14 protein-coding genes and 1 pseudogene are annotated in these 17,285 nt (G+C 66.1%); 6 read left to right on the forward strand and 9 right to left on the reverse strand.

What is annotated here, in order from left to right:
- Positions 1 to 281: 281 nt before the first annotated feature.
- The gene (locus G6N64_RS05700; RefSeq protein ID WP_246230967.1) at positions 282 to 1,997 is read right to left on the reverse strand and encodes an APC family permease; all 1,716 of its coding nucleotides are present in this window, start codon (positions 1,995 to 1,997) and stop codon (positions 282 to 284) included.
- Between G6N64_RS05700 and G6N64_RS05705 the strand changes: the two genes are divergently transcribed.
- On the forward strand, positions 1,912 to 2,838 hold the full coding sequence (locus tag G6N64_RS05705) for a LysR family transcriptional regulator (RefSeq protein ID WP_163796003.1): 927 nt from the start codon (positions 1,912 to 1,914) through the stop codon (positions 2,836 to 2,838). The two genes, G6N64_RS05700 and G6N64_RS05705, sit on opposite strands and share 86 nt — an antisense overlap.
- A gap of 681 nt (positions 2,839 to 3,519) precedes the next feature.
- Here the strand turns inward: G6N64_RS05705 and G6N64_RS05710 are convergent.
- Both G6N64_RS05710 and G6N64_RS05715 read right to left on the reverse strand, forming a co-directional pair.
- Complete coding sequence (locus tag G6N64_RS05710; protein ID WP_246230968.1) at positions 3,520 to 4,140, reverse strand: maleylpyruvate isomerase family mycothiol-dependent enzyme; 621 nt, start codon at positions 4,138 to 4,140, stop codon at positions 3,520 to 3,522.
- A 120-nt stretch (positions 4,141 to 4,260) separates the two neighbouring features.
- Positions 4,261 to 4,683: a pyridoxamine 5'-phosphate oxidase family protein gene (locus G6N64_RS05715; protein ID WP_163796004.1), complete on the reverse strand. Its 423-nt coding sequence runs from the start codon at positions 4,681 to 4,683 to the stop codon at positions 4,261 to 4,263.
- Between the two features lie 222 nt (positions 4,684 to 4,905).
- On the opposite strand from G6N64_RS05715, the gene G6N64_RS05720 reads away from it, so the two are divergent.
- Together G6N64_RS05720 and G6N64_RS05725 are read left to right on the forward strand one after the other, a co-directional pair.
- Positions 4,906 to 5,826, forward strand: coding sequence for an MBL fold metallo-hydrolase (locus G6N64_RS05720; RefSeq protein ID WP_163796005.1), 921 nt, complete (start codon positions 4,906 to 4,908; stop codon positions 5,824 to 5,826).
- Between the two features lie 54 nt (positions 5,827 to 5,880).
- Positions 5,881 to 6,432, forward strand: coding sequence for a YaeQ family protein (locus G6N64_RS05725; RefSeq protein ID WP_163796006.1), 552 nt, complete (start codon positions 5,881 to 5,883; stop codon positions 6,430 to 6,432).
- 20 nt (positions 6,433 to 6,452) lie between these two features.
- Here the strand turns inward: G6N64_RS05725 and G6N64_RS05730 are convergent, their stop codons facing one another.
- The 6 genes and pseudogenes from G6N64_RS05730 to G6N64_RS05755 form a co-directional block, all read right to left on the reverse strand.
- The gene (locus G6N64_RS05730; protein ID WP_163796007.1) at positions 6,453 to 6,830 is read right to left on the reverse strand and encodes a nuclear transport factor 2 family protein; all 378 of its coding nucleotides are present in this window, start codon (positions 6,828 to 6,830) and stop codon (positions 6,453 to 6,455) included.
- A 68-nt stretch (positions 6,831 to 6,898) separates the two neighbouring features.
- Positions 6,899 to 8,164, reverse strand: a complete 1,266-nt coding sequence (locus tag G6N64_RS05735; protein WP_163796008.1) for an MFS transporter — start codon at positions 8,162 to 8,164, stop codon at positions 6,899 to 6,901.
- 4 nt (positions 8,165 to 8,168) lie between these two features.
- Positions 8,169 to 9,235 (reverse strand): annotated as a pseudogene (locus G6N64_RS05740) (cupin domain-containing protein).
- A 121-nt stretch (positions 9,236 to 9,356) separates the two neighbouring features.
- Positions 9,357 to 10,895 carry a UbiD family decarboxylase gene (locus G6N64_RS05745; RefSeq protein WP_163796009.1) on the reverse strand — a complete coding sequence of 513 codons (1,539 nt, stop codon included), beginning with the start codon at positions 10,893 to 10,895 and terminating at the stop codon, positions 9,357 to 9,359.
- A 32-nt stretch (positions 10,896 to 10,927) separates the two neighbouring features.
- Positions 10,928 to 11,551 carry a UbiX family flavin prenyltransferase gene (locus tag G6N64_RS05750; protein WP_163796010.1) on the reverse strand — a complete coding sequence of 208 codons (624 nt, stop codon included), beginning with the start codon at positions 11,549 to 11,551 and terminating at the stop codon, positions 10,928 to 10,930.
- 169 nt (positions 11,552 to 11,720) lie between these two features.
- On the reverse strand, positions 11,721 to 13,370 hold the full coding sequence (locus tag G6N64_RS05755) for an alpha-keto acid decarboxylase family protein (protein ID WP_163796011.1): 1,650 nt from the start codon (positions 13,368 to 13,370) through the stop codon (positions 11,721 to 11,723).
- 282 nt (positions 13,371 to 13,652) lie between these two features.
- On the opposite strand from G6N64_RS05755, the gene G6N64_RS05760 reads away from it, so the two are divergent.
- The 3 genes from G6N64_RS05760 to alsS all read left to right on the forward strand — a co-directional run bounded on the left by G6N64_RS05760 (position 13,653) and on the right by alsS (position 17,284).
- Positions 13,653 to 14,366 carry an alpha/beta hydrolase gene (locus G6N64_RS05760; RefSeq protein WP_163796012.1) on the forward strand — a complete coding sequence of 238 codons (714 nt, stop codon included), beginning with the start codon at positions 13,653 to 13,655 and terminating at the stop codon, positions 14,364 to 14,366.
- 100 nt (positions 14,367 to 14,466) lie between these two features.
- A complete protein-coding gene (locus tag G6N64_RS05765; protein WP_163796013.1) occupies positions 14,467 to 15,387 on the forward strand; it encodes a LysR family transcriptional regulator in 921 nt (306 codons plus the stop codon).
- A gap of 223 nt (positions 15,388 to 15,610) precedes the next feature.
- Entirely contained in the window at positions 15,611 to 17,284 is a 1,674-nt protein-coding gene (gene alsS / locus G6N64_RS05770) for an acetolactate synthase AlsS (RefSeq protein WP_163796014.1), read from the forward strand.
- Position 17,285 lies beyond the last annotated feature (1 nt).

A 17,285-nucleotide genomic window follows, 5' to 3' on the forward strand; every position in this document is an offset into this window, starting at 1 on the left:
CGCTATGCGATGGTGAACCCAGTCGCTCCAGGGAACGCCCGCGCGTCTGGACGAGTCGTGACCGACCCGAGTTGGTCTGCACGAGAACACGCACCCGGTGGGATGCATCCGATCGATCAGTCCACGTCGACGAGGATGCCGCCCGACACTTCCTCATTCGCCGTGTCCGGATCTGCGATCACCGGCGCCGGAGGCTCAGAGCACGTGGCACGCCTTGCGGCCCGTCTTCTCCACGAAACGACCTCGGGACGACACGAGGTCAGCGCCCTACTGCCACGCCCTCACGACGGCCGGACGTCGCCGTGAATGGACTCAGCGACAACGTCATTCGAAGCAGCGGTGCGCTCACCGGCCGCCAGCGCGTACTTCGGCCCGGCTTCCGACCGCGCGATGCGGCCCCTCAGAACCGCGAGCCACCAGACGCCCGCGATGGCCATGGTCACCACGAAGACGATCGCATTGGCCCGGAAGTCCGGCAGGAACATCAGCGCCGACATCACCGATCCGAATACGACCACGCCCACGACGTAGATCGGCACGCGCAGTCGGCCCAGGTCGAAGATTCCCGCGACACCTCGAGGGATGCGGTGGCGTGCCGCAGCGACCAGAAGCCCCGCCGTGGTGAGTAAGTAGACGCCGAAGAAGCCGAGGGCCGACATTCCGATGATGTAGGAGAACGTCTGCTCGTTCGCGAGAGCCGAGAGCAGAAGCGCGAGTGAGACCAGTCCGGTCGCCCACACTGCAAGGGTCGGCACCTTGTGCGCTTCCGAGACCCGTCGGAGCAGTTGCGACCCGGGGAGCATGTTGTCTCGGCCGAGGGCATATACGAGACGCGTGGCGACGAGCATGCTGGCCAGTACGCAGACGAGGATGTTCGTCAACGCAAGTGCGATGACCAATTTGGAGAACCATGGGGATATCTGCTGGGCAAACAGGTCCGTGATCGGAGACGAGCTATCCGAGAGCGTCGCAGGATCCTTGATCACGAGGAGGAAGACGACGTACATGAAGAATTCGATGGTCGATGCCACTCCGAGCGCCAAGAACATCGTGCGGGGAATCGTGCGGCGGGCGTCCACCGTCTCCTCTGCGACATCGGCCGCCGCTTCCACTCCGAGCAGTCCGAAGATGCAGCCGAGGCTCGCGGTCAACCACACCACGACGTACGGGGACGTCGAGTCGTCGGCGGCGCCGGAGGAGAACAAGAACTCGATTCCCTGGTGCTCGTCGGACACGAAGAAGGCGACGACGGCGATGAATGCAGTTGCTCCGATCGTCACCACCAGTTCCAAGGCCACACCGATGTTATTGAGCAAGGTCGCCAGTTTCACGCCGTAGACGTTGATGAGGACACAGACCAGGACCACCGCGATGGCGATGGAGATCTGCAACGGTGTGGTCATCTCGAGGTTCAGGAGACTGCCGATGTACCCCGCCATCACGAAGGCGACGCCGGTGAATCCGCTGATGAATCCGACTGCACCGGCGAACCCGGTGAACCAACCCAAACTCGGATGGACGAGCCGGCTCGTCCATTGATACGCGTAGCCGGCGAGCGGGAGCTTGCCCACCAAGTCGGCGGCGATGAGCGCCCAGACGAAGAAGATGGCGACCGCGAGTGGGAAGGTCCACACGAAGGCCGGGCCAGCCGTGCTGAGGCCGAATCCGAATCCCGAGAACACCGCCGTGGTGGCACTGATCACCGAGAAACCGAGAAAGAACGACGAGACACCTCCCACGGATCGACTGAGTTTCTGGGTGTATCCCAGCTCGCCGAGTTGACGGTCCTCCTCCGTGCTGTCCATTCCGATTCCTCCTGTGCCGCAGGTCACTAGCTCGTAAATCGACCATACGAATGCATCTGCAAGAGGACAACCTTGTGAAATGCGACTGCTGTTATCGTGTTTCACTATGGCTCTGTCGTTGATACAGCTGCGTGTCTTCGTTGCGTCAGCACAGTGCGGCTCCTTTACCGCAGCGGCCAAGGAGTTGCACATGTCGCAACCCACCGTCTCCGAGACCATCAGACGAATCGAGGAGCAATACGGCACACCGCTGTTCGTCCGAGGAGCACGAAAGCTGACTCTGACCACTCCTGGCGAGGAGTTGATGCCGTTGGCCGAACAGACCTTGGCATCCGCGGACGGTGCGGATCGGGCCCTGAAGTCAGTCACCGGGCTGCAGTCGGGCGTCGCATCGATCGGACTGCTGCGCAACGCGAAGTACTACGCCACGACGGACCTGCTCACGTCGTTTCATTCCCGCTACCCGAACGTCCGCCTTCGCGTCGTCGGCGTGAATTCGGCAGACGTCGCGGACCTCGTTCGCGAGGGCACCCTCGAAGCGGGTCTGGTGGTGCTGCCCGTGGACACCCGCGAGCTGTCGGTCACGCCCCTGCTCAAGGACGAGGTGGTCTACGCGACGGCGTACCCATGGCGTACCGGGCCGGTTTCGGTCGAGGACATGGCCGCCGCGAAGCTCATCCTGTACGACGCCCACGCAGGATGGCGAGATCCCACCCGCCGACAACTGGCCGAACGGGCACTGCTCAAGGGTTTGACGCTGCGACCCTTGATCGAGGTCGAGCAAGTCGACACCGCCCTCGAACTCGTCGCAGCGGGAGCGGGCGAGACCTTCGTGTCCCGCGCGGTCGCCGATTCTTCGATCGCACCGCCCGGCGTCAGGTATCTGCCGTTGGAGGATCCGCTTTACGACACCGTCGCTCTCATCAAGAAGGAGTCGTCGATGCTGTCCCCCGCGACGAGGGAACTCGCCCGCCTCGCGCGAGAGACCTTGGCAACGTTTCGGACGGCCGAATCAGCGCACCGAACCACATAGTCCCCAGCCGGCCCGATGTTCATCGGAGGCACGGTGATCGCCGCAGGTGTTGGAATTGCATTGTCGCGGGCCTACTTCCGCGACGGCCTCGATCGAGGAGGAGAGCCCGGGTGGGTTCACGAGCGACATTCATGCGTCCGAGGTCCTTCCGCGAGTAACGGAGAAGGGGGTAACCTCGTGGCGGGACAGGTGCAGCCCTCGCCTTCCCGGAAGACGTGAGTAGCGCCCTAGCTCCAACCCGTTGATCCGCCCCGCCACGGGCGCTGCTCCGAGTACACGATCGCTCCCTTGCTCTTGGTCGAGTGAGGGGTCGGAGACGGGTAACTGTCTTGCACTTGGCACCCATGCCCTGCGCTGTCTGCGGTGGGCCAGCGGAGTGGATCACCCGTCCTGAGAGCGGCGTGTGGTTCTACCCGGGAACGCGAGATCGGCGTTGTGTCAACGCTTTCTGCCTCGGCACTGCTCCGGCGCTGCAATGGCCACTGGCTTCTCACGGTCCATCGCAAGACGACGTGCTTGGTCCTCGAAGATCCCACGCACGGGCGATCGAGCGGTAATCGCTTCGAGCCCGCCGCCATCCCCTAGTCGCTGAGGTCTCCGTCGATCAGGCCCTCCGTCAGTTCGCGCGCGACCTCCACTTGGGCTGCCTCGGCGTCTGCCGACAGGGGCCGACAGGCGACATCACAGGTGTCGGCGCAGCACGTGCTGGCCGGGGCCGTCGAGTTGCAGCAGCGCATCGGGGCGGCCGGCCATGGCCATGAGAAGCGCTTCCCCGGGGCCGGTAACCTCGGGGCCTCGTCCGTGCGTCCACTCGAGATCGGTGGCAACGAGTCGGACGCCACGCGCTCGCCACGCTCCGCGGATCAGCGGCACGTACAACGCGTACCCGAGCACCGCGCGCAGGCGATCGGTCGGTATGACGCGAGGCATCGCCAACGGCCGCCGAATGTCTTGCTGGTGAACCATGCCGTCGACCAAGGCGATCATGCCGCCGAAGCTGGCCGTCAATCCGCGTGGCTGAATGTGGTTGCGGACGAGCTGGACGAGTTCCTCCGGAGCGCGAGTGGCCAGCTGATGCACTCCTAAAGCGTTGATCCGATTGACGATGAGCGCACCCCGCACGAACTGGAGCGCCAGGCCGGTGGCAGTGAGTTCGTCGTAGCCGATGACGTGAGCAACCACATCGCGCACGCGCCACTGGCGGCACAGGCTGGGCGCATCCCACTGATCAGGTGATAGCTCGGCGAGGAAGTCCGCGAACTCGCGGCGCTCATCACGTGCCATCTGCATCGTCGATGCCATGTGGGTACCTCCTGTTCGGACGATGCCGATCTGCTCTCGTCCCGCCCGTCACTCCCGATAGCCGCTTTCAACCTTTCCAAAGCCGGACCTTGGCAGGTTCCGTGCGGGCCGACGGCGACGCTACGAGTGATCGGGGCTCGAGTAGTCCCACGACCGTGTCTTGACCGGTGCCACGCGGATGTAGGCGGCGCCCGGCCGGGGTTCTGTGGGCCAGTCGGACTCCGGCACACCCCGTGCGCGGGCACCCTCCCTCGCGAGCTGAAGTGCTTCCTCGTGTTCGCGAACGATGCGGGCGTGGCCTTGGATCATCACCCCACGGATGTCTGCCATGGTCGAGCCGTCCTCGAGCATGACGCTCACCTTCGGGTTGCCCTCGACGTTGGCGACTTTGTGCGTCCCGTCCCGCACGCCCATGACGACGTCGTGGCCGAAGCGGAAGTACCCCAGGGGGACCGTGTGCGGGAATCCGTCCTGGTCGATGGTGCTCAGCATCGCCCAGCCCGGGCGGCTGTCGAGGAACGCCTCGACTTCTTCGTCGGTCATTTTTCGTGGCATGACCGACGGTAGCAAGAGCGGAACCGTGGCCGGGCGTCGAAGATCAGCCGGGACCGGCGCTCGTGTCGAGAAGCTCGACCGCGAGGTCGCGAGGCCCGGCGCGAGAACCCACCGTTCATTCTCCCGGCAGTTGCGTACCGAGCCTGCGGCATTCTGGGATGGCGCGGTGGGTCGCCACCGCCGGCCCCGCACACCCGTGAGAGGAATCCGATGTCAGATGAGATCGGCGTGATCGGCGCGCAATCGTCGGTACGGCGATGGGTGATGGACGACGTGACGTTCACCTACGTCGTCGACGGCGCGATGTCGCTCGTCCCCAGCGCCTTCCTACCCGCCATCCCCGCCGCCTACTGGCACGGCCATCCCGATGAACTCGACGCTCACGACACCGTGGCGATGTCGACTGGCGGCTTGCTCGTCCAACGCGACGACGAGTGCGTGCTGATCGACGCCGGATTCGGGCCGGTGAATACCAACTCGCCGTTCGGCCGAGTCGACTGCGGGGCTCTGCTGACGTCATTGGAGAGCGTCGGAGTCGCCGCGGCCGACGTCGACGTGGTGGCCCTGACCCATCTCCATGTCGACCACACCGGGTGGCTCTTCACCCCGACCGCTGACGGCGGGTACGCACCGACGTTCCCCAACGCGGTCTACGTCGTGGCCGAATCCGAATGGGCGCCGTACGCCGACGGCCAGACGCCGGCGGGGATGCCCGACCGCCGGGCCGTCATCGAACCGCTGAGTCACCACCCGCGGTTGACGCTGGTCGGAGACGCCCAGGAGATCGCCTCCGCGATCACCACCCTGATCACCCCGGGGCACAGCAGCGGGCACACCTCCTACGTCGTGGCTTCCGAGTCGGGGCGCCGCCTCATCGCATTCGGCGACGCCTTCCACGTCCCTGCTCAGCTCCGCAATCCCGAGTGGGGCTCCGGGCCGGACGCAGACCCCACTGCCGTGCCAGGCGCACGTCGCAGGATCATCGCCGAGCTACTCGACGCCGACACCTGTGGATTCGCAATCCATTTCGGCGATCAGGCCTTCGGTCAGGTATTGACATCCGACGACGGGACCCTCCGCTGGCAGCCGACGCCGACAAAGAGGCTCGCACCGCCGCCACGGACGGCCTGACACGTCACCACGACCGGATTACTCCGGAAGCACCACCAGGGTGGACACTATGACGTGGCTCTTTCCGCAACAGTGTTCAAGGTCGAACTCGGCGTCTCCGACGTCGATCACGGTTATTACGCCGATCACACGTTGACCGTCGCCCGTCACCCCAGTGAGACTGATGAGCGGATGGTGGTGCGACTGTTGGCCTTTGGCTTGCGCGCACACCGGCTCGGTGACGTCGACGGCGAGTTGGCGTTCGGGGCGGGCCTGTCTACCCCTGGCGTACCGGACCTGCGGCTGGCCGACTACACGGGCCGGATTCTGGAGTGGATCACCGTCGGTCAGCCCGACGGGCGTGCCCTGGCCAAGGCGGCCGGGCAGGCCGACCAGGTGGTGCTGTTCCCATTCGCCTCCGGCGTGGCGACCTGGTGGCGCACCGTGGCCCCCAAGGTGGCGGGGCTGCCGAACCTGTCCGTGGTCCGGATACCGCACGAGCCGGTCGAGCAGCTGGCTCAGAGCGTCGACCGACGGGTCGCGGCGCAGGTGATGGTGATGGAGGATCAGGTGACGATGACCGTTGGCGGGGTCGACGTGACCTTCGCGCCCGAACCATTGCAGTGACCGGCGGGGTGCCCCGAAGTTCAGTAATCCTCGAAGGCCGGCAGGGCGTTCCAGCTGGGCCACGTCGTCTCCCATAGCCGACCGATTCGACCGTGCGTGAACACGGCGATGAGCACGACTTCGATGCGCGTCGGCTCCTCGTCGGGCCTGCTCGTGGTGATCCACACCCGGCCCGCGACCTTGTCCGCCGTCTCCACCCAGGCGTCTTCGTCGTACTCCACGGAGTAGGAGATGTCGGTGGCGTACACGCCGCGGTGACTCTCGGCGAAGGCCGAGTAATCCTGGACGATGCCGTTGGAGTGCATCTCGAAGGACGGATCGTAGAACCGTTCGATTACGGTGGCGTCCTTGCGCACCACCATCTGGTCGAACATGTCACGCAGCAGGGCGATGCTCATGCTCTGCAGTGTGATCCGGGTCCGTCCGAGGGGTCAAGACGGGACGATCGACTCCTGGTGACCGCGATTCACGTGATCTGGTCGGCATCCCGCCGGCTACCGCGGCGATGGATGACGGTCCCGAGGATCACCGCCAGCGCACATCCGATCACTCCCGCGGCGAGGCCGGCATGTCCGCCGAAACGATGTGCCACCGCACCGATGATCACGGCGCCCAACGGAGTGGACCCGATGAACGCCGTCGTCCACAGCCCGGTGACGCGACCGCGCATCTGCGGGGGCGCCGCGAGCTGGATGGTGCTGTTGCCCGTCGTGAGGAAGGCAATGCTCGCACCGCCGACGAGCCCCGCGGACACCAGCGCCACCGGCAGCCCGGAACTGACGGTCAACAAAAGCATCGTCGCGCCGTAGAGGACGGTCACGCGAATCATCGGGGCCAGACCCGTGATGGGCCAACGTGCGATCAGCAGGCCCGTCAACACGGAGCCCACGCCGAATGCCGTCGTCAGCCAGGCATATCCGTCAACGCCCGCTTTGAGTGTCTGCTCCGCGAACACCGGCAGGCTGGTCTCGAACTCATAGGTCAGCGTGCCGACGAAGGCCATCATGACGAGCGGTCCTGCGATGTCGCGGTTCGACCGGGCGACGGCGAGTCCCTCGCGCAGCTGCCGCTTGCCGCGGCCGGCGGGCGCCGTCCTGTGCATCTGACGACCGTCGAGAGCGGCGAGTGCGACCACCACCAACGCGAAGGTCAGCGCGTTGAACAGGTAACACCACCCGAGGCCGTGCCAGCGGATCAGCCCCGCCGCGACGGCGGGGCCCAGGGCCCGTCCTACGTTGGCCATCATGCTGTTGATGGTGATGGCCGACCGAAGAAGCTGCGGGTCAACGAGTTCCGGGATCAGCGCCATTCGCGCCGGGTTGTCCAGCGCGGTCATGACGCCAAATACCGCTGCTGCGACGAAGATCTGCCACAGTGCGATGGTGCCCGCCAGGACCGACAACCCCATCCCGAGCGACGTCAGACCGAGCACTGCGTTGGTCACCGTCAGGACACGCCGCTTGTCGCTGCGGTCGACGATCAGGCCCGCGTACGGTGTCGCCAACAGCACGGGCAGGTACCGCGTGCTCATGACGAGCCCGAGGACCAGCGGCGAGCGCGTCAACTGCAGGACCAGCAGTGCCAGGGCGATGGTCTCGGCCCAGGATCCGATCAGGCTGAGCGACTGTCCCGATACGAACCGCCGGTAGTTCGGTACACCGAAGACGTCCCGTACCCCGCCGCGGCGCACGGCCACAACCGACGTCGCCGCCGACCCGGTGTCGTGCCTCACGGTGCTATCCGACGTGTCCGACGCCGTCGGCATCGACCGGGTTGGTGCGGGTGACGATCAGTGGATCGGCGGGGGTGAAGGGGAATTGGGGTAGGTCGTCGATGTGGGTGCCGAAGGTGGCGGCGAGGACTTCGCGGGAGTAGGCGCTGGCGGATGCGCGGTAGCCGATGTCGGCGGGGAAGGGCTGGTCGAAGAAGATGAGGAAGTGCCAGGGGTCGGTGCCGGTGTTCTCGATGTGGTGGGGGTAGGCGCGGGGGATGAAGTACATGTCGCCGGTGGTGAGGTTCCAGGTGTCGAGGGTGCCGTCGGGGTTCATGATGGTCATGCGGGCGTCGCCGTGGTTGACGTAGCCCATCTCGGCGGTGACGGGATGCCAGTGCGGTTCGCGCATGCCGTTCTCGGTGACCCGCAGCGAGTACATGGAGATGTCCTTGAGGATGGGCCAGAACTGGTCGCGGGCGAAGCGGGCGTTACCGGACACGTAGTTCAGTCCCGGGATTGGGCTTCGACGTCGAACTTGTGCGGGTCGTTGAAGTGCGCGGCGGCGGGCACGACGGGGTCGCCGATGCGGGCGGCGAGCTTGTGGTCGCGGGTGCTACGACGAATCTTGGCGAAGTCGGCCGAGGGGAGGTCGTAGGTGTTGCCCAGGACGGCGTCGGAGAAGGCGCCGAGGGTGGCGCCGAAGCCGAAGTCCTCGGGGCGTTCGTTGCGGAAGGCGATGATGAATTCGGCGACGTCGTCGCCGATGTTCTCGATGTGGTGCAGGGAGCCGGATTCGGCGTGGAACATCTGGCCGGCGGTGACGATGAAGGTGGAGAACTTGCTGCCGCTGTCGAGGATGGAGACCAGTGCGGTGCCCGAGACGCAGTAGGTGAGTTCGTTGGCGTTGGCGTGCCAGTGGGGTGTGCGCATGGCGCCGGGGTTGAGCAGGACGCGTTTGATGGACAGGCGGTTGAGGATCGGCAGGTTGTCGGCGGTGACGCGGCGCATCGAGCCGAGGTCGGACTCCTCGACGATCTCCCCGTCGAGCAGGGAGGCGGTGTGCAGGCTGCGTGCGGGGGACGTTGTCATGAGCGATTCTCCTGGTCTTCGGGTGATGCGTTCTGCGGGTGACTCTTACTCTTGCCGAGCACGGGACGTCTGTCGGCAGTGCCGGCCGCCATCTCCGATGGTTGGTGGCGTGACACGTGCTCTACCGGCTAGCGGCACCATCGCCGAAGCCCCAGCGCTCCCAGTTGTCGAGGACCTTCTGCTTGACGGGTTCGGGGTAGTTCTCGGTGAAGGACATGACCCGCTTCTCGGGCCGTCCGACCCGATCGGCGTTCTCCAGGCAGGCGTAGATGACCAGTGAGGTCCCCTTGTCCTCGGACAGCTCGCGGGTGGTGTGGTAGGACTCGATACCGTCACCGAAGGCCCGCAACTCGGGAAACAGGTAGGTGGTGAACGTTGGGTGGTTGCGCGAGGCGAACGCCCACACCACCTCCTTCACGTCGGAGGGGTCGATGTCTTCGTCGACGACGAGGATCTTCGTGACGGTGTCGCCGACGTGGTCGGTCCAGAACGTGTTGCCCAGACGGTTCATGAAGTCGTCGAGCGTCCAGCCGGTCCGGTCGTGCCAGTCCTTGGGGACGCGGATGACGAACCACAGGATGGCGGCCTCGAACAGGTACATGCCGTCGATGATCGGCAGTCCGGCCTTCTGCAGGGTGATCACCGAGTCCGAGGAGATGAAGAACCCCATGGTGACGTGGCAGTTGTCGATCGGCACCCCTGGGATGGACATCGGCAGTATCGGCTGGTCGCGGAACGTCACGCACGTGACCTTCTGGCGGGGGAAGATCGTGGTCTCGTCGGGTAGGTAGCCGGGGTATTCGCCGAAGGGGCCCTCGGGTTCCTGCGTGCCGTATTCGATGACGCCCTCGATGATGATCTCGGCGTCCGCGGGGACGAGGATGTCATTGGTCTCGCACTTCACCATGTCCAGCGGTGCACCCAGAAGTGCACTGGCCATGTCGTATTCGTCGACCCACGCCGGGATGCGGGACGCGGCCTGTGTCGAGGCGACCGGGCTGACACCGAGTGCGCACGCCCAGGGCATGTCCTTGCCCTCGTCGCGCCACATCTTCCAGATCATCCCGTTGTGCTGCTTGGGCCACCATTGGCCCGTCATGGTCTGGGCGTCGAGGATCATCGCGCGGTTGGTGGACCAGTTGGTCCACTTTCCGTCGGGGGTCTGGGCGATGTTGAGGCCCGCGGTCTGCAGGTACCGGCCGCCGTCGCCGTCGTGGGCCAGTGGCGCGGGGATCTTGTTGAGGTCGATCTGGTCGCCGGTCCACTTGTTCTGCTTGCAGGGTGCCGCAGAGGCGTCGACGACGTTGGGCGGGTACGAGCGACCGTTCTCCTTGGCCTCGATGTAGGCGGCTTGGATCTCCATCAGGGGTGTCTCGGGGGGCAGTCCGAGCATGGCGGACAGCCGGCGCCACGGTTGGGTGGGGTGACCACTCTTGCCCATGCCCCAGTCGGCGGCACGGAAACCCGGCGCGGCGTCCTTGACGTGGTTGAACACCGGCATGGGAGCACAGGTTTCGGCGGCGTGGCGGAAGATCGCCCCCATCTCCAGGTTCCAGTCGACTTCGTCGTCGATCTCGACGAGTTCGCCCATGTCCTTCATCAGGGCGAGGTACTCGCGGTAGCTGCGGGGGATCTTGTTGCGGTCGACGTGTGCAGACATTGGTGTGTGCTCCTCGTGGGTGGGGTCGGCGGTCAGCGGACGGGACGGACGAGTTCGGGCTCGTGGTGCGGATCGGGTGCCGGCTGTCCGCCGGTCCAGCGGGTGAAGAGGTCCCGCCGCAGTTCGACGTCGGCGAGGTCCAGGACGCGGTTGACGGTCTGGTCGATCAGGTCGTCGATCGTCTCCGGCCGCTGATAGAAGGCCGGTGCCGCGGGCATGATGATCGCGCCGATCTCGGCGAGCTGGGTGAGGATGCGCAGGTGTCCGAGGTGCAGCGGTGTTTCGCGGACCAGCAGAACCAGCCGGCGTCGCTCCTTGAGCATGACGTCGGCGGCGCGCAGCAGCAGATTGTCGGAGTAGGAGGTCGCTATGCCCGCTGCGGTCTTCATCGAGCAGGGGGCGACGACCATGGCGTGGGCGCGAAATGATCCAGATGCGATCGAGGCGCCGATGTCGTTCGGCTTGTGTACGACGTCGGCGCGTTCTTCGATCTCGCGGGCAGTCATGTCGAGTTCGAAATGCAGTGTTCTACGCGCGGATTGGGACATCACCAGATGCGTTTCCACATCTGGCTCGTCACGCAGCACGTCCAAAAGGCGTACGCCGTACGCCGTGCCGCTGGCCCCGGTTACTCCTACGATCACGCGGGTGGTCATGTCGATCCCTCTCGGTTGTGCGGGCCGAACGTCATGACTAGAGCCAACTACGGTCGCGCACCGGTCGACAGCCCGGTGGCGGCAGTCGTACCTTCCGGCTAGCGGGTAGTGACGGTCGGAGGTCACGGGATCCACCGGCCCCCGGGGCTTCCACTCGACACGCGTCGCGTTAGCCCGTGTTGTAGAGCGTCTTGAGGTTCTCGTGCAGTTTCTGGACGAGCGGAGGTACTTCGTAGGTTCCCGTCATCACCTCGATGTAGGCGGCGCGGGTGCCCTCGGCGGCGGTGGCGAGGGCGGCGTCGAGTTCGGCGCACGTGTTCACCCGCGGGGTGAACCAGTCGTCGCATCCCAGTGCGTGCGGAAGTTCGGTGTAGTTCCACGGCGCGACGTCGTTGTACGCGATGTCGGGGTCGGTGCACAGCATCCGCTCGATGAGGTACCCGTTGTTGTTCAGTACGAAGATGATCGGCTTCAAGCCGCGGCGGTGGAACTGGCCGATCTCTTGTGCCGTCAGCTGGTGGGAGCCTTCGCCGGTGAACAACACGAGCCGCCGGTTCGGCGCGGCGACGGCCGCCCCAAGTGCTGCCGGGGTGGCCCATCCGATGGCGCCCCACAGGGTCTGGTTGTGGAACCGTGCACCGCGCGGGAGCCGCGCGAACGCCAATCCCATGGAGCACGTGCCGGTTTCGGCGATGACGATGTCGTCGGGCCGCAAGAAGTCAGCCCATCGCGGGTACAGCGCTTCCGCGGTGATCGGATCGGCACCGGACCCGGATACCGGACCGAGTTGCTCTGGCCGGGGACCGCCTCGTTGACGGGTGCTCCACGACCGCCCGGCGAGCGCGCGGAGGAGGTCGGCCATCTCGACGCCCTGGTAAACCGTCGACCCCACCCGCGTGCTGTGGAGGTCGATCTTGACGATCTTGTCGGGGTCGAGTTTGGAGGTGAAGGCGCCGGTGTTGAAGTCGGTCGCCATGGTGCCGAACGCCACGACGACGTCGCACGTCTCGACGAACTCGCGGACCGCCGGGTCCATGAGTCGGCCGTCGTACATGCCGACGTAGTTGGGGTGGTCCTCTTCGAGAACGGACTTGTCGGCGAACATGGTCGCGAACGGAAGATCCGCCGCCTCGACGAACTGCTGAGCCACCTCGCGCAGACCCAATCTGTCCAACAGGATTCCGGGCAGGACGCACGCCGTCGACGCGGCCTCCAACGCGCCGACCACGGCGTCGGTCGCGGCTGCCAGCGCGGTCGAGTCACTGACGGGCAAGGGCAAGGGGTCCGACTGCGCGACAATCGGGGCGTCGACGACGTCGGAGGGCAGGGCCATGTACACGGGGCGACGGTTGTAGAGGGCTTCGGCGATCAGGCGTTCGGTCTCGGCGACGGCGTTGGCCGGGGTGATGATCGCGCTGGCGCCGGTGACGGTGTCGGCCATCGACCGGAACAGGTCGAATTGTCCGTTGCCGAGGGTGTGATGCACCAGCGACCGGTTGGCTTGGGTGGCCCGGGTGGGCATGCCGACGAGGTGGAAGACCGGCAAGTTCTCGGCGTAGGAGCCGGCGACCGCGCTGATCGCACTGAGTTCCCCTACCCCGTAGGTGGTGGTGACTGCACCCACGCCCTTCACACGGGCGTACCCGTCAGCGGCATAGCCGGCGTTGAGTTCGTTGCAGCAGCCGATCCAGCTGATGTCGTGATGCGCGACGATGGCGTCGTGCAGGGGGAACGCGTAATCCCCTGGCACTCCGAAGACGTCGTTGACACCCACGTCGTGGAGCCTGCCGAGGATGTATTCGATCACGGTGACGCTCATCTGACTCTTCCTTCTCTCGTCCACCGTCGAGTCATCTCGGACGCTGCGCGCGCGTGGCTGCAGGCGGACCACCGAGCGGCGGCAGCTCGGTGGATTCATCGCAGTCTCACGTCTCACCCAGATCGGCGTCCAATAGGAATCGTCACCGGCTCCCATCGGCTCCGCCGATGAGGACCTGGATCGGCTGTACCTATGACCGCATCGCCAAACACGATTGGACGCTGACGAATTGGCCCGTCACGCTGTGAGCGTTCACTCGTCGTTCATCGGAGCGTGCCCGTGATGCCCACCCCGACCGTGGTTCTCGTGCACGGAGCCTTCACCGATGCCTCGTCCTACCAGCCGGTCACGAAGGGGCTTCTGGACTCGGGCATCCCCGTGGTAGCCGTCGCCGTACCGAACCGCAGCCTGATCGGAGACGCTGCGTTGGTTCGTGCCTTCGTGGAGACGATCGCGGGATCGGTGTTGTTGGTCGGCCATTCATATGGTGGAGCGGTCATCACCGAAGCCGGCACCGCGCCCAACGTCGTGGCGCTGCTCTACCTCGCCGGGTACGCGTTGGCCGAGGGCGAAAGCATCGCGCAGCTCCAAGGCCGGTTCCCGGACTCCGACCTTCCCGACGCACTGATCCAGACACCCTTCCCGGCCACCGAGCACTCCGCCGGCGGGATGGATGTGTCGGTGGATCCCTCGGAGTTCGCCTCGGTGCTGGCCGCCGACGTCGATCCCGGGGTTGCATCGGTGCTCGCCGTGTCACAGCGGCCCGTGGCCGCCGCTGCGTTCGCCGAGCCGGCCACGACGGCGGCCTGGCGGGCTCGCCCGACCTGGGCGGTCCTGTGCACCGCCGACCGCGGAATCCTCCCGCAGGTTCAGCGCTTCGGCTACGAGCGTGCCGGTGCCGCGATCCGCGAAGTCGACTCCTCCAATCTGGTGATGCTGTCTCAGCCTGCCGTGGTCGTCGATGTGATCCGCGAGGTCGTCGGCGCCCTCGGCTGACGCCTCGGCAAACCGCGCGACGCATCGCGCGTGGGCGACGACCAGGAATGTTTGCCGTATGAGTAGCCGCTAGCCATGAACATCGGGCATCGTGTCGGTCATGGAGTTGAGAACCCTGGAGTACTTCGTCGCGGTGGCCGACGAGGGCTCGTTCACCCGAGCCGCCCAGAGGTGCTTCATCACTCAACCCTCGATCAGCGCGCAGATTCAGGGGCTCGAGCGCGAGCTCGGCGAAGCACTGTTCGACCGCACCCAGCGCACCACCGCGCTCACCGACGCCGGCCAGGTCCTGCTGCCCTACGCCCGACGATGCATCCAGGCCGCCGACGACGCCAAGGCAGAGTTCTCCGCACGTGCCGGCCTGCTGCGCGGCGAGTTCCGGATCGGGACCGGCGGCGGGGTCGAACACACCACGACCCCGGTGTTGCTCGGTGAGCTTCGGCAGAAGCATCCTGGCATCGACGTCGTCGTCTCCGAAGCACCCAGCAAGCCGCTGCTGGACATGGTTCTGCAGAACCAACTGCATGCGGCGGTGATCGCCCGGCCCCCGGATCCGTTGCCGGCGTCCATCAGCACCTCACGGCTGTTCGTCGACCAGATCGTCGCGGCTTTCGATCCGACCGCGTATCCGCTCGGCGACACCGACCCACTCGAACTGTGTCAGCTGGCCCAACACCCGATCATCACCTACCCGCGCACCAGCGCGTTGCGGGCCAGTATCGACCGTGTCGCATCGGCGGCGGACACCGAAGTCCTGGTCAGTTGCGCGGCCAACGACGTGCGCCTGCAGGTCAGCTTCGCCCAGCAAGGACTCGGAGTGGCTCTGAGTGCTCGCTGCGATCCCGCGCTCATCGGATCCGGCCTCACCATCCGGCAGATCACCCCCCAAATCGACTTCGAGAAGATGCTGATCTGGCGCAACGACATCCCCGCGTCAGCGCCACTGCGCGCGTTCCTCGCACTCTGGAACGCCGCGATGAACGTCGACGAGGCACTATCAGCAGACCTCACACTCAGCTGATGCGGCCACGCCGTCGAACGGTGAATGGTAGATCACGTTGCACCGCAATGTATTCACGGTTCATAGGCCGCACCTATGGAGCCGTCGCCAAGAACCAATTGGACCCACCGACACCCCCTGCGCGAGGCTGTGGGGGTTGGCTACCCGACATGTCCGGTGACAGCGCGCGCTCCACGTCCCGACTCCATCCGACACCTCGAACTCACACGCCGAAGGGCCACACATGACCAGCGACGGCTCCACCCGCAGCGCCCAGCGCATCGTCGACGTGCTCACCGCCTACGAGGTGCCCTACGTGTTCGGCGTGCCGGGTGCCAAGATCGACGCCGTCTACGACGCCCTGGTGGACGGCGGCCCTGAACTGATCGTCTGCCGCCACGAACAGAACGCCGCGTTCATGGCCGGTGCCATCGGCCGACTGACCGGTACACCCGGTGTCGTGCTGGTCACCTCCGGTCCTGGCACCACCAACCTGGCCACCGGGCTGCTCACCGCCAACACCGAGCAAGACCCCGTCGTCGCCCTGTGCGGTGCCGTGGGTCGGGCGGACCGCCTCAAGCGCACCCACCAGTCGATGGATGCCGCCGCGTTCCTCACGACGGTCACCAAGCACACCGGCGAGGTCAACGACGCCGACAACGCCGCCGAAGCCACCGTCGGTGCCTTCCGCGCCGCGCTCACCGAACCGCAGGGCGCCGCCGCGCTGGTGCTCCCCGCGGACGTGCTCAGTGCCCCCACTGCGGCGGCCATCACCACGCGACACCCGGTACCCGCATTGGCGGGTGCGCCCGTCGCTGCCATCCGCGCGGCGGCGGACGTCATCACGGCGGCGAAGCGGCCCGTCCTCCTGGTCGGCGTCCGAGGTGCGGCACCCGACAGCTGCAAGGCGTTGCGCGACCTGGTGTCCGCCACCGAACTTCCCGTCGTCGAGACGTTCCAGGGCGCCGGCGTCATCTCGCGGGACCTCGAGTCGCACTACCTGGGACGCGTCGGGTTGTTCCGCAATCAACCCGGTGACGTCCTCGTCGCCCAGGCCGACGTCCTGATCACGGTCGGCTATGACGCCGTCGAGTACGACCCGGGCCTGTGGAACGACGATCCGACCCGCACCGTCGTCCACATCGACTCCCTGCCTGCCGGCATCGACAACCACTACCAGCCCGTCAGCGAACTGCGCGGCAACATCGCCGACACGCTGGTCGAACTCACCCGGCTGCTGTCCGGGATCGAACTCGCCGACACCTACGTCGACGACATCGCCCGCCAGCGCCAGGCGCTTGCCGACATCGACACCACCGAACGTGCGATCCCCGTCACCGCAACGGGACTCAACCCCACCGCCGTCGTGCTGGCGCTGCGGGAACACCTCGACGACGACGCCACCATCGCCTGCGACGTCGGCTCGGTGTACATCTACATGGCCCGGCACTTCCGGGTCTACGAACCCCGGCGGCTGCTGTTCTCCAACGGCCAGCAGACCCTCGGCGTCGCGCTGCCCTGGGCCATGGCTGCCGCGATGGTGCGACCCGGCACGCACATCGTGTCGATCTCCGGAGACGGCGGGTTCCTCTTCTCCGCGCAAGAACTCGAGACCGCGGCACGACTGGGACTCAACCTCACGCACGTCATCCTGCGCGACAACACCTACGACATGGTCGGATTCCAGGAGGTCCTCAAGTACGGCCGCAAGTCGGGCGTGCAACTGGGCGACTACGACATCACCCACTACGCGGCAGCTTTCGGTGCTCGCGGATACCGCGTCGACTCCCTCGAGGAGTTCACCTCCACGCTGGCGCAGGCCCTCGGCGAAGACGGACCGTCGGTGATCGACGTCCCCGTCGACTACAGCAGGAACACCGACCTCGCCGCGCACCTGCACGACGACAGCTTCGAGTGAC

Source organism: Mycolicibacterium sediminis, assembly GCF_010731735.1.
Classification (GTDB): Bacteria; Actinomycetota; Actinomycetes; order Mycobacteriales; family Mycobacteriaceae; genus Mycobacterium; species Mycobacterium sediminis.

Coding starts and splice junctions, on each gene's coding strand:
- G6N64_RS05705 (WP_163796003.1), top strand. CDS start 1,912: ATGGCTCTGTCGTTGATACAGCTGCGTGTCTTCGTTGCGTCAGCACAG.
- G6N64_RS05700 (WP_246230967.1), bottom strand. CDS start 1,997: ATGTGCAACTCCTTGGCCGCTGCGGTAAAGGAGCCGCACTGTGCTGAC.
- G6N64_RS05710 (WP_246230968.1), bottom strand. CDS start 4,140: ATGGCATCGACGATGCAGATGGCACGTGATGAGCGCCGCGAGTTCGCG.
- G6N64_RS05715 (WP_163796004.1), bottom strand. CDS start 4,683: ATGACCGACGAAGAAGTCGAGGCGTTCCTCGACAGCCGCCCGGGCTGG.
- G6N64_RS05720 (WP_163796005.1), top strand. CDS start 4,906: ATGTCAGATGAGATCGGCGTGATCGGCGCGCAATCGTCGGTACGGCGA.
- G6N64_RS05730 (WP_163796007.1), bottom strand. CDS start 6,830: ATGAGCATCGCCCTGCTGCGTGACATGTTCGACCAGATGGTGGTGCGC.
- G6N64_RS05745 (WP_163796009.1), bottom strand. CDS start 10,895: ATGTCTGCACACGTCGACCGCAACAAGATCCCCCGCAGCTACCGCGAG.
- G6N64_RS05750 (WP_163796010.1), bottom strand. CDS start 11,551: ATGACCACCCGCGTGATCGTAGGAGTAACCGGGGCCAGCGGCACGGCG.
- G6N64_RS05755 (WP_163796011.1), bottom strand. CDS start 13,370: ATGAGCGTCACCGTGATCGAATACATCCTCGGCAGGCTCCACGACGTG.
- G6N64_RS05760 (WP_163796012.1), top strand. CDS start 13,653: ATGCCCACCCCGACCGTGGTTCTCGTGCACGGAGCCTTCACCGATGCC.
- G6N64_RS05765 (WP_163796013.1), top strand. CDS start 14,467: ATGGAGTTGAGAACCCTGGAGTACTTCGTCGCGGTGGCCGACGAGGGC.
- alsS (WP_163796014.1), top strand. CDS start 15,611: ATGACCAGCGACGGCTCCACCCGCAGCGCCCAGCGCATCGTCGACGTG.